General features: G+C 35.2%; 9 protein-coding genes. 8 read left to right on the top strand and 1 reads right to left on the bottom strand.

All coding sequences use genetic code 11. The annotated features are described in order from the left end of the window. Positions 1 to 85: 85 nt before the first annotated feature. From M900_RS01905 to M900_RS01870, 8 genes are all read left to right on the top strand, one after another. On the top strand, positions 86 to 481 hold the full coding sequence (locus M900_RS01905; protein WP_021273112.1) for an acyl-CoA thioesterase: 396 nt from the start codon (positions 86 to 88) through the stop codon (positions 479 to 481). 120 nt (positions 482 to 601) lie between these two features. Continuing rightward, on the top strand, positions 602 to 1,078 hold the full coding sequence (gene msrB / locus M900_RS01900) for a peptide-methionine (R)-S-oxide reductase MsrB (protein WP_084703442.1): 477 nt from the start codon (positions 602 to 604) through the stop codon (positions 1,076 to 1,078). 327 nt (positions 1,079 to 1,405) lie between these two features. Next, a complete protein-coding gene (locus tag M900_RS01895) occupies positions 1,406 to 2,647 on the top strand; it encodes a PepSY domain-containing protein (protein ID WP_021273222.1) in 1,242 nt (413 codons plus the stop codon). Beyond that, complete coding sequence (locus tag M900_RS01890; protein ID WP_021273254.1) at positions 2,634 to 4,868, top strand: GNAT family N-acetyltransferase; 2,235 nt, start codon at positions 2,634 to 2,636, stop codon at positions 4,866 to 4,868. Before M900_RS01895 ends, M900_RS01890 begins: the two co-directional genes overlap by 14 nt. Further along, positions 4,858 to 6,585: an IucA/IucC family siderophore biosynthesis protein gene (locus tag M900_RS01885; RefSeq protein WP_021273352.1), complete on the top strand. Its 1,728-nt coding sequence runs from the start codon at positions 4,858 to 4,860 to the stop codon at positions 6,583 to 6,585. The genes M900_RS01890 and M900_RS01885 overlap by 11 nt, the downstream gene beginning before the upstream one ends. Further along, on the top strand, positions 6,582 to 7,874 hold the full coding sequence (locus M900_RS01880) for a lysine N(6)-hydroxylase/L-ornithine N(5)-oxygenase family protein (RefSeq protein ID WP_021273350.1): 1,293 nt from the start codon (positions 6,582 to 6,584) through the stop codon (positions 7,872 to 7,874). Before M900_RS01885 ends, M900_RS01880 begins: the two co-directional genes overlap by 4 nt. Continuing rightward, positions 7,867 to 8,820 (top strand): hypothetical protein, encoded by a 954-nt coding sequence (locus M900_RS01875; protein WP_021273215.1) that lies wholly within the window; start codon positions 7,867 to 7,869, stop codon positions 8,818 to 8,820. The genes M900_RS01880 and M900_RS01875 overlap by 8 nt, the downstream gene beginning before the upstream one ends. A gap of 113 nt (positions 8,821 to 8,933) precedes the next feature. Further along, on the top strand, positions 8,934 to 10,136 hold the full coding sequence (locus M900_RS01870) for a hypothetical protein (protein ID WP_021273094.1): 1,203 nt from the start codon (positions 8,934 to 8,936) through the stop codon (positions 10,134 to 10,136). On the opposite strand, the gene M900_RS01865 is transcribed toward M900_RS01870, so the two are convergent. After that, positions 10,122 to 11,885 (bottom strand): ABC-F family ATP-binding cassette domain-containing protein, encoded by a 1,764-nt coding sequence (locus M900_RS01865; protein WP_021273470.1) that lies wholly within the window; start codon positions 11,883 to 11,885, stop codon positions 10,122 to 10,124. The genes M900_RS01870 and M900_RS01865 overlap by 15 nt on opposite strands. Positions 11,886 to 11,921: the final 36 nt, after the last annotated feature.

The raw sequence follows: 11,921 nt of genomic DNA, 5'->3' as shown, positions 1-11,921 counted from the left end.
AAAGTCCCGGCCGTCGCGCGACTGTAGCTACAATAGTAGAAGCCAGATCCTTTATTGAAGATTCAACAACCCCGCAGGAGGAAACATGGACTTATCTCGTAGAATTGAGAGTTCGACAACAAAAGTATCAAAAGCAATTTTCCCAAGTACAACTAACCACTACGACACCCTCTTTGGTGGAACAGCACTTAAATGGATGGATGAAGTATCATTTATTACGGCGACACGTTTTACTCGCCAAAAAGTAGTAACTGTTTCAAGTTCAAAGGTAGACTTCAAAAAACCAATTCCAGGAGGAACTATTGCAGAACTAATCGGCAAAGTAAAAATGGTTGGAAAATCGAGTCTTGTTGTTGGAGTCGATATCTACCTCGAGGATATGTATAATGATTCTCGAGAGTTAGCTGTGCATGGTGAGTTTACATTTGTCGCCATTGATGATGATCGTAAACCAATAAGTATTGAAACAAACCTTCCATAGCTTATAATAGATGTAACAGAAGTTGTGCTTTATTCACTAAATATCAAGAACCTTTAAGAGGATGTGAACGTGAAGAAAAAAGCTCTTATTATTATCCCATTTTTTATTTTAGGTATTTTTATGTTTAATATTTTTAGAAAAACAGAAGCCAAAGAAACGCAAGATAAGATTGGAAGCCATCTTTCAAAGATTGATTATGAAAAAATTGATTGGTCTAAAAAAGATGAAAACTACTGGAAAGAAGTGATGACTCCTCTCCAGTATCACGTAACAAGAGAGAAAGGAACAGAAAGAGCTTTCACTGGTAAGTACAATGAAGAAAAGAGACCAGGAGTCTTTCACTGTTCTTCTTGCGGACAAAAGCTTTTCAATAGTGTGACAAAATTTGACTCTGGCACAGGATGGCCAAGCTTTTATGATGCAATCCCAGAAAGTGTAACTCTACATGAAGATAATGCTTGGGGAATGTCACGAGTGGAAGTTGTATGCTCTCGCTGTGGCTCCCATCTTGGCCATGTATTCGATGACGGACCTGCCCCGACGGGAAAACGCTACTGCATGAACTCTGTTTCCTTAGTTCATAGTGATGATCTTTGATTTATCACAGAACTTAAAACTAAAGATTTGTATTAGCTCATTAGTTTTAGCTGCGCTGAAAGTTCAACATTCACGCAGCTTATTTTGACAATTATCCTTCCTAATATAATAACGCACTACAGCACATCTTGAACTAAGTCATATATAGACTATTTTCTCCAAAAAAATACACGACTGTCCATCCAGATTTAGTAAATTCCATTAACAATGTTTACAGACTTAAATAATAGTTTGACTACTCAAACTTTTTAATGATAAATCCAACCTATAGATGAATTAGGGAGATTTGTAACTTATTTAAATCTCCTCTCTACAGAAGTTTAAGAAATGAGAAAATCGAATATCTTTAAAAAAATATTCAAAATACATAAGATTCTAGGTCTAGTCCTGGCCATGAATTTCCTCATCCTAGCTCTAACTGGAACAATTTTAATCTGGAAAGAAGAGCTAACTCAGAAAGTACACTACTCAGAAGAAGGACCTCTACTAAAGCAAGATTTCTTAGTTGCTTATGAGTTATTAAAAACTCAATTTCCTAATAAGAAAATTCTATCATTGGCCAAGGATGATAACAATTCTAAGATCATCAATATTAGGATTACAGATCAAGGAAAAACTAAATTCTCCGGAGCAACGAAGTTAGTTTACAACAAAGAAAATCAAAGTATTGAAACAATTCAAAACATAAAAAAATCAAGTGATACATTCATTGATTTTATTCTCAAACTTCACAGAGATATACTTCTTGGGGGAAAGGGAAAGTATCTAATTGGCCTTATAGGTCTTGGATTGATCTTTATCCTACTTAGTGGAATATTGATACTTAAGAAGTTTAAAAATAATAAACCAGTCTCTAACCTTAGAACATTAGTTGGAAGTATTCATAATACTATCGGTGTTTTCACTTTCTCATGGCTTCTAATAGTCTCACTCACTGGCGTGTTTCTTTCATTTAATGGACTAATTATTAACCTATACTTCAAGTCCCAAATTAACGCTCAAATAATTAGCGCAGAAGCTAAATCAGAATTTCCCAAAGCATTGAATAAAGCTTTTGCTAATCTAGAAGGAAATGAAGTTGATTTTATTTCATTTCCAGATAATGAATTTTCGACGCCATCATCTTACTCTATTCTTCTTGAAGAAGGAGAAATTAAACGACTCATGTTTGTATCTGTCAATGAGGCGATTGACGTTAAGGTAGTCGAACTACCTTTTATCCTTAAGACAATCATTATTTCTGAGCCTCTACATTACGGAAACTTTGGCGGGGCGACACTAAAAGTAATCTGGACAATATTCTCTTTGCTGAGTTCCATTCTTCCACTAAGTGCCCTTCTCATATACTTAATACGAAAAAAGAAGATTCGAAATTTAAAAATTAAAAAATTAAATACATTTTACAAAACAAGAAAGTTTCAAATTTTATTTCCAGCTCTGTTAATTACACTAATCTATCTAACAGCTGGATCATTGCAAACTACACTACTCTTTACGCTCGGAATATTTACGATATTAAGCATTTTAAGCCACATCTCGAGTTATAGGATATCTAATGCAACAGAATAACTTAACAACAATTTATTCTAATCAATCATTTCTGAACTCTCTTCTAAGAGATTTTTCAGGTGACGATAGATTTACATTCAAGAACAATAAATTAATCATTGCATTCTCAGCGGATGAAAAACTTATAATTAATGCTGACTTTATATCAATAACAGGAAATCACAAATTTTCATCGGAGTACATACTTGAAGAGAATGGTAATCTAACTCACATTACTCCAGGGTCTCTAAAAGAAATTATCATCACTAAACTATTTCCACATGGAGATAATTCAAGTTTTCTTAGTAATATTCTAGAAAGCGATAAAGAACTTGAAAGAATTTTCGACGCACAAAAGACGACCAAACAAGCGTCAGATAATTATATCGCTTCTGAACAAAACCTTCTGTTTGGACACCCATTTCATCCTTTTCCAAAGCTTAAGAAGGGGATGACAAATAAGGAGACGGAGAAGTTCTCTCCTGAATATGCTTCAAAGTTTAAACTTCAGTGGATACTGCTAGACAATGACATAGTTGAAAGTTTAATTGCTTCTGCAAAATATAAAGATGCAATTGTAGAGCTTGCAAAATTTGAAGGTATAACTGATATCCCAACAGGGAAAACACCTTTTCCTTTTCATCCATGGCAACTACGAAAGCTTACAAATATTGCTAAAGAGATCAAAACAAGTGAAGGGCTAAACGATTGGTACCCAACATCTTCGATGCGCTCTCTCTACTGTAACCAAGCTCCATTCACAATCAAGTTTTCCATGTCCGTGCAACTGACTAACTCTGTACGAGTGCTGACAAAAAATGAGTGTATGCGTGGGCTACAAGTAACACAATTAAAAGAAACTTCATATATACAAGAACATCTTAAAAAATATGATAACTTCAAAATCCTAGGTGAACCAGTCTATAGTTGCATCAAAGGAGTTCAGGAGTCATCATTTGTACTAAGAGACAATTTTGAAAATGAAAGTGCAGATTATCACCTTCTCGCGACTTTCATCGAAAAGAAAAGTGATTCAAAAATCTCTCAACTTGGCACACTTGTAAAGAGCTACAGTTCAAACAAAATTCTAGCAACTAAACTTATTTCTAATTCATTTTTTAAAAAAATTATCGAGCCTATACTCACACTCGCTACAGATCACGGCGTTTTACTAGGGGCTCATCTCCAAAACATTATTATTTCTACTAAAGATGGTCTCTTTGATCGAGTCCTATTTAAAGACTGCCAAGGAAGCGGATTCACTCAACACGGATCGAAGAAATTTGAACATCAAATTGCAAATTTTGAAAAAGAAAATGGGAATATTTTAGACAGTGAAAATGTTAACAAAATTTTTTCATATTATCTTATCATCAACACAACTTTTTCATTTATTAGTGAAATGGCTGACGGTGATAGCTACCTTGAAAAATTCATCATTAATGAATTTAAAAACTTTCTATTTACATTATCAATGAGGGATCAAATTGCTGACAGAAGTATTATCTCCAACCTCCTTAATTCAGAAACACTTTGGCAAAAAGGTAATTTTAGATGTTCAGTTGAAAGTCACAATGAAAATACAATGGCTGATCCAACACTTATTTACAACAAGATTCCAAACCCAATATTTCATAATGCTCGAACTATAACGCCAAATACTGTTGATAAAATTGTGTATACAAAAGAAGTGAAGAAACTTTCACGTCCCATTTCTTTTAGAGTTATGAATAACAAGAGTGATTTAGAAACTTTCTACACTTGGCAGCATCAAGGGTACGTTAAAGAGTTCTGGGAGATGAATCTTCCAAAGGAAGAACTAAAAACATATATTCACAATCTTATCAAGAGTCCTTATCAGACACCATTAATGTGTCTTGTTGATGAAAAGCCAATTGGATACTTTGAAGTATACAATGCTTATGGAGATCGTATCGCTCCTTACTGTAATCCTGAATCAGAAGATATGGGTTTTCACTTCCTAATCGGAGAAGAAAAGTTTCTAGGTTCTCGCTATGTTATAGAATCAATAAACTGTATCTGCGACTACTTATTTCAAAGTAATTTGAATACAAAAAGAATCTGGGGAGAGCCGAGAGCTGATAATAAAAAGGTTATTAAATTTGCAACGTCCCTTCCAGGCTGGTCACTTGTAAAAGAATTTGATTTTCCTCATAAAAGAGCAGCACTCACTCGTTGTGACCGTAGTAGGTTTTTCCAGGAGTATCTAAGTGGAAAATAACTATCAATTAGCATCGAGAAAAATCATCTCTAAGGCCCTAGAAGAACTCTACTTCGAAGAAGTTTTCAACTATGAGAACCTTTCAGACTCGTGTTTTAGTCTGAGCCTGAACAATGGCATAAGCTATACATTTTCAGCAAGAAAATCGCTACTCGACTCTATTTCAATTAATCATACAACAATTAAGAAGTTTATAAGTACACAAGAAGTTGCAGCTTTATCAGCGAAAGATTTTTTTCTTGAAACACAACATCTCACAGAAATGTCAGATGAAACACTTTCAATTTTTATCGAAGAACTCGAGCAAACACTATATTCAGATGTATTTATAACAAATAAATATAAAAACTTATCACTTGAAGAAATATCAAAATATGGTTTTAGTGAAATGAATCATCTTCTCGATGGTCATCCAAAGCTACTTCTGAACAAAGGAAGACTAGGATGGGGATCAAAAGATTTAGAAAATTATTCTCCTGAGGCAAAAAACAGCTTCCAGCTAGTTTATATTGCAGTCAATAAATCTCTTGCTACTTTTGGACTTGATGACAACTATGACGTTGATGTTCTCCTCAAGGAATCTCTCTCGACAGAAGACTTTGAGACAATTGATAAGTTACTAGCAGAAGCAAATATTTCCATTAGTGATTATATCATTTTCCCTGTTCATCCATGGCAATGGGAGAATAAAATTGTTATTCAATTTGCGGATTTAATTAATGAGAAAATGATCATCTCGTTTGGTGAGTTAGGATCTTATTTTTCAGCACAGTCCTCAATCAGAACACTTTCAAACACTAGAAAAAACTCTAAACTTGATATTAAAACATCCGTTTCAATCCTCAACACATCATCTTTCAGAGGAATTCCAAGCAAAGTAATTCCATATGGTCATTCATTATCAAATGAAATTGAAAATATTCTAAACAGTGATGAACTCTTCAAAGAGCAAAATACAATATGCCTGAAAGAAGTTGCGGGAATAAGTGTAAATAATAAAATTTACAGTCGAATAGAATTTTCTCCTTATCGCTACAAAGAGATGCTTGGTTGCATTTGGAGAGAGTCGGCAGATTCTAAAATTTCTTCAGGTGATATTGCAATACCAACGGCAGCTCTTTTTTATTCACACAATGATAATTTTTTAATTGCAGAATATGTAAAACTTAGTGGTTTGTCAGAAGACGACTGGCTTGCCAGATATGTAAATACAGTGATTGTTCCGCTTTATCACCTACAAATGAAGTATGGGATAGGTTTAGTTGCTCATGGCCAAAATACTATTATTGTTCTGAAAAATCATTCTCCAGCAGGTCTAATAATTAAAGACTTCCACGGAGACCTGAGAGTTACTCCAGACAGTGCACTAAGAGAATTCTCATTTTTCGAACATCTCGATAAGTTACCTGCAAATTATTTAATCCATGATCTCTTCACTGGGCATCTCGTCACTGTTTTTAGATATGTTGCTCGTGCTTTCACTGCAGCATTTAATCAAACAGAAGAGAACATTCTAAAAATTCTTAACAACGAGTTAAGAAAATATATCAATCAAAATCCCCTTCCTTCTGAAAGCCTTGATCTCACATCTCATAAATTTGAAAAAGTTCTAGTCAACAAGGTCAGATTTATACGTGGCTACGGAGACACAAGAGAGAGGCTCAAGCCAGTCCTAGGAAAGAGGCAATTATCATTAAATATCGAGGAAAAAATATGAGTAACACTTTAGATCTAATCGGAATTGGGATAGGCCCATTCAATTTAAGTTTAGCCTCACTGCTTAGTAAAACCAACCTGTCATCGAAGTTCTTTGACCTACAAAAAGAGTTTACTTGGCACAAGGAGCTACATTTCAATGATGCAATTATGCAAACATCATACTTGAAAGATCTCGTCACTCCTGTTGATCCGACGAATCCACAGTCTTTTCTAAACTACCTAGTAGAAAAAGGTATTTTCTACCAGTTCATGAATACGGGAAGAAAGTCTATTACCAGAATAGAATTTCAAGATTACTGCCAATGGGTGTCAAGAAATCTTGCTGATCGACTTCTCTTTGATACAAGTGTTGAGAATGTAACATTTAAAGATGGTAACTTCCACTTAGCCACAAGCAATGGTGAATATGTTGCAAAGAATATCTGTATCGGAACTGGTCCAGTTCCAAGAATTCCTAATTTTGCAACTTCACATATCGGCAAAAATGTTTTCCACGCGAAGTCTAAAAACCTTAAGGATGTAGATTTCACGGCCAAGAGAGTTCTTATCGTTGGTGGTGGACAGACAGGTCTTGAGATTTTTAGAAACGGACTTCAAGAAAACTGGGGACGAGCAGACAAGATTTCAATTATTTCAGACAGACAAACTTTTCAACCGCTAGATGAGGCTTCTTTTTCAAATGATTTCTTTACTCCAGATTTTATCAATAGTTTCTTCGATGTAAAGAGTGAGATCAAGGAAGAAATTGTAAACAATCAAAAATTCATGAGTGATGGAAATACACCTGTTTACTTAGATGATTTTTATAATGAGCTGTATCTCGATCGTTTCTACCTAAAGAAATTTACAAGATATGAAATCCTTCCAATGAGATGGGTCACTGCGATGACAGAAACTCCTAAGGGAGATTTTAATGTAACAGCTAGGAACACAATGCATGATCAAGACGAAGTCGCTTCTTACGATATTGTTATTCTTGCCACAGGGTTTGAGACAAGAATCCCAAACTGTCTTGAGAGTCTATTTTCTAATATTCATTTTGATAACAACAATCGCCCAGTTTTAGAGAAAGACTATTCCCTTCGAGCTAATTTACCAACGGAGAATAGAATCTTCGCAATGAATTTCAGTCGCCACTGCCACGGCATTGCTGACCCTCAAACAAGCTTAATGGCATGGAGGTCAGCGACAGTAATTAATACGCTAACAAAAAAAACAACATATCAAACTAGTAATTATGAAAATATTTTTTGTGATTACTCACTAAAAGGAGAGAACAATGCTTAAAATTCTTTTAATTATGCTTACTTCTCTGACTGTGTATACAGCGGAAGAAAATACAGTAGAAAAAAAAGCTCCAGAAGCAGTAACAAAATCAAAAGAAGAAGTTCTTGAGAACCCTACGTTAAAAAACTTATCAGGAGCACTTTCATCATTTAGTTTTTATTCAAGATTTACATATAAGGGTGGAGCTTTAAGTGATCCAATGAATGCCGAAAGACCAAATATTACAAATTCAGCAAAAAAGCCAAGCCTTCAATCTCTCTCTGGACAACTTGGGATGAAGTATAGGATTTCAAAAAGTGATAACCTTTCACTTCAGGTTGGAACTTATATGACAACTCCTTTCCACTCAAGTTTTGAATCTAATGATTCTTCTCTTCAAAAGGAATTTGATGATAACCACCAAAATCTAGAATTTGATAATCCAAAGCTTTCTTATTTTAAAACTTACCGTCTTGGATATCTTCAAAATGTTTCTTTCTTAGCATTCGAAAAATATACTCAAAAGCTCTATAGAGATTATGGTTATAATTACAACCTAAGCTTTCAGCATGCACTAGCTCTTCCTATAACAAGGGCATTTTATGTTGCAGGTACTTTTTCATATCAGCAGGCTTTTTTCGATAAAGATACAATCTATATACCAACCTACAAAAGAGACATCTCCCTATACTCATATCAAATTCAAAGGGCATACAAAGCTAGTATTTCAATGGAGTACTATATAAGGCAAAATATTGCTCTTCGCGCTCAAACAGACCTTGGTAACTATGAGCAATTAAGAAATAAAGGCTTCAGCGATGTTGATAGAAAAGAAAATCAACAGCTTATTGCTATGACTTATTTCTTCACAAGAGATATCTCAATTGCTCCAAGCGCGACGTTTATCTATGATGATATCAGAGCAGATAAAACAAATCTTGGACTAACTGCTTATTTCAACCTATAGTACCCGATTCCAGCAATCAACTATTCAAGAACTCTCATCTACTTTCCGATAGATAGCAGATGAGAGTTATACCTACTCTCTATTGCGTAAAAATATCTTAAAATAGAGAACCAATGAAATTGTTTTGTTTTACTTTAATTCTATCTCTTACTATTCATGCAATGGATATCGAATCTGTCATCGACGACATGTCCCAGTCTCCAGAGACAACTTTTACAAATCCCTTTACAGGACAGAAAGAATCTATTTATAGGTTATATGAAGTAGCTCGAGATGCTGTAAAAGACAAGCTCGATGGTAAAATCAATTATAGCTATGAAGAAATTGAACAAGCATTATTAGCAAATAATTCCAATCTCAATTTAAATGATATCAGAAGAAATATTAACTATGGGATCGATGAAAACATTATTGACAAGGATCTATCCTACAGAGCTGAAGCTATAGAATATATTTCCAGAGAACAAGGAAATGAAGATAAGATACAAATTTTCAGAGCGGGAACAGATGCCTCTGCAATCTCACAATTATCGGATGATGCTTTTAGAACTTATGTTTATAATTATCTCCACAAAGTAGATCAAGATAGTCTCTACGAAATTGCTTTAAGCTCTAGTTCCCTTCCTCCAGAAGCTAAAGACTTTATGCTGCAGGAACTTATTTCAATCTATATAAGATATGATTACGACACGAGACAGCTCTCTCCAGCTATTTCCGCTGCAGGGTTCAATATTCCGGCTATCGCCTGCGATTATGTTGACCAATTAATAAGTTATTTTGCCGAAGACGAGGAGCCTGGAACACTTTCGAGTATTGAGTACGCAAAAGAAGATGACTTCTTTGAAGAATCCATGCTCGATAACTATCGATACAATTCACAAAAATTAGCCGAAACGATTACTGCTTTTTCAGATCTTGGTTTTTCCCCAGATCATACTTGCACAGATGGTAGGACTATAAACCAAGTAATAACCGAGTCAGAAGAATTTAAAGTTTCCGATATTGAGATTCATTATCCTATAGTTGAGGAAGAAGCCCCATGCATATCGATTCCAAACGATCTCAGTATTAAAAGCATTTTTAACGGCTGTGATATATCCCATATTATTTGGCAACTTGAGCGCCAAGACAGTTCTAAAAATCAAAAAGATGTGACTTATATTTGGGGAGAAGAAGTTGGTGACTGCAATATCATGCTGATGACAAGGAAAGTTAAAAACGAAAACTATATGCATTTCAGAGTACGTAATCGATCTGGCGCAGAGAAAGAAATCTACGCCAAACCAAACCAGATAATTAATCTAATCAGCAAGTAAATCGTGAATCTCTTCTAGGCGAAGAAATAATTCCTCGATTTTCTGATTTACGCTTTCGGCCTCAGCGGTAGAGGCCATTATTTTTTCATGATCACCAGACTCTGAGTGCTTAATGATATTTTGATTTATGACATTCAAGTAGTTTTCAAGTACTTCAATCTTAGATGTAATCTCTTCTTCCTCTGCTTCAAGTTTTTGAGAGTTACCTTTTTTCTTTTTCACAACAGGAGCAGCTTCAACAATTTTTTGAGTTGAAACTTTTTCCTCCTCCGAGTCCCATCCAATCTTTTCAAGAAACTCATCATATGTTCCTTCGAAGACTTCAGCGTGATCTTCACGGAAAACAACAAGTTTGTTAACACACTTTCTAAGCAGTTCTTCCGAGTGGGTTACAACGAGACATGCGCCCTCATAATCTTTGATGGCATCAATTAATGATTCGACCGACTCCATGTCTAAATGGTTTGTAGGCTCATCGAGGAAGAGAAGATTTGTCTTACGAGCTAAAATTTTTCCAAGTAGAACCCTCGCTCTCTCTCCCCCAGACAATACTTTGATCTTCTTGTCCGCATCATCACCTGAGAAAAGCATTGTCCCACATACACTACGTGCCTTGGAGATTGTCATATCTTCATTTTCACTTTGAATTTCTTGATAAATCGTATTGTCAGCATAGAGCCTGTCAACATTGGTCTGGCCAAAGTGTCCTAGGCTTAAACTCGAATGCCTCCAGACTTCACCGGACTTAGGGGTAAGAAACTCTCCTAAGCAATTCAAGAAAGTTGACTTCCCTTTACCGTTCTTTCCAATGATTCCAATTCGATCATTCGACTCAACTGCAAAAGTAATATTTTCAAAAAGATTCTTATCATTAAATCCAAAAGTCAGGGCATCTATTCGCATAATAACTTTTGCCGGGCATGGCTGATAATTAAATGCAAAATCCAAACTCTTCTCACTAGCTAAAGCATCAAAACGCTCCATCTTTTCAATCATCTTAAGCTTTGACTGTGCTTGAGAAGCTCCTCTAGCCTTCGCCCTAAACTTATCAACATAATCCATCATATGCTGAATTTTCTTTTCCTGATTAATTCGAGTCTGCTCGTATATTTCCTCTTCCTCGATAATTCTCTCGTAGAATTTATTTGTATCACCCTTGAACTTCCGAACAGTCTTTCTCGATATTCCCATAGTATGAGTAACTACTGAATTCATGAAATCTTTATCGTGGGTAATCAGGACCACTTCACCAGGGAATGACTTTAGAAAATCTCTAAGCCAACGAAGAGAAACAATATCAAGATAGTTGGTAGGCTCATCAAGTAACAAGCAGTCAGGTTTTTGTAAAAGCGTCTTCACAAGATTAATACGAATTTGGTACCCACCAGAAAAATCACTCGGACTTCTCTCCATATCTTTTTGCGTAAAACCTAAACCAAAAAGTAGTTTTTCAGCACGATATGTTTCGTATTCAAATTCTTTTGGAAGAGCTGACATACATTCAGCGATAACAGTTGCCTGCGTAAATTCAATGTGCTGCTTTAATGTTCCAAGTTTATAGGCCTTTGGAATGTTCAAATCACCAGTATCAAATGAGAGCTCCCCAAGAAGAATTTTGAACAAGGTCGACTTACCTGCCCCATTTCTTCCCACAAGGCCAACCCTCTCGCCTTTATTTATTGAAAATGTCACATCGCTAAATAAGACACGTTCCCCATAACTTTTCGATAATCCGAATACTTGAATCACTTTATTTCCATTTTTTTTATTTATGTTAGATTTTCA

Origin of the sequence: Bacteriovorax sp. Seq25_V (assembly GCF_000447795.1) — a bacterium.
In the GTDB taxonomy this organism is placed as follows: Bacteria; Bdellovibrionota; Bacteriovoracia; order Bacteriovoracales; family Bacteriovoracaceae; genus Halobacteriovorax_A.
Note: the sequence above shows the minus strand (reverse complement) of the source record. Positions and strands in the feature narration are given on the sequence as shown.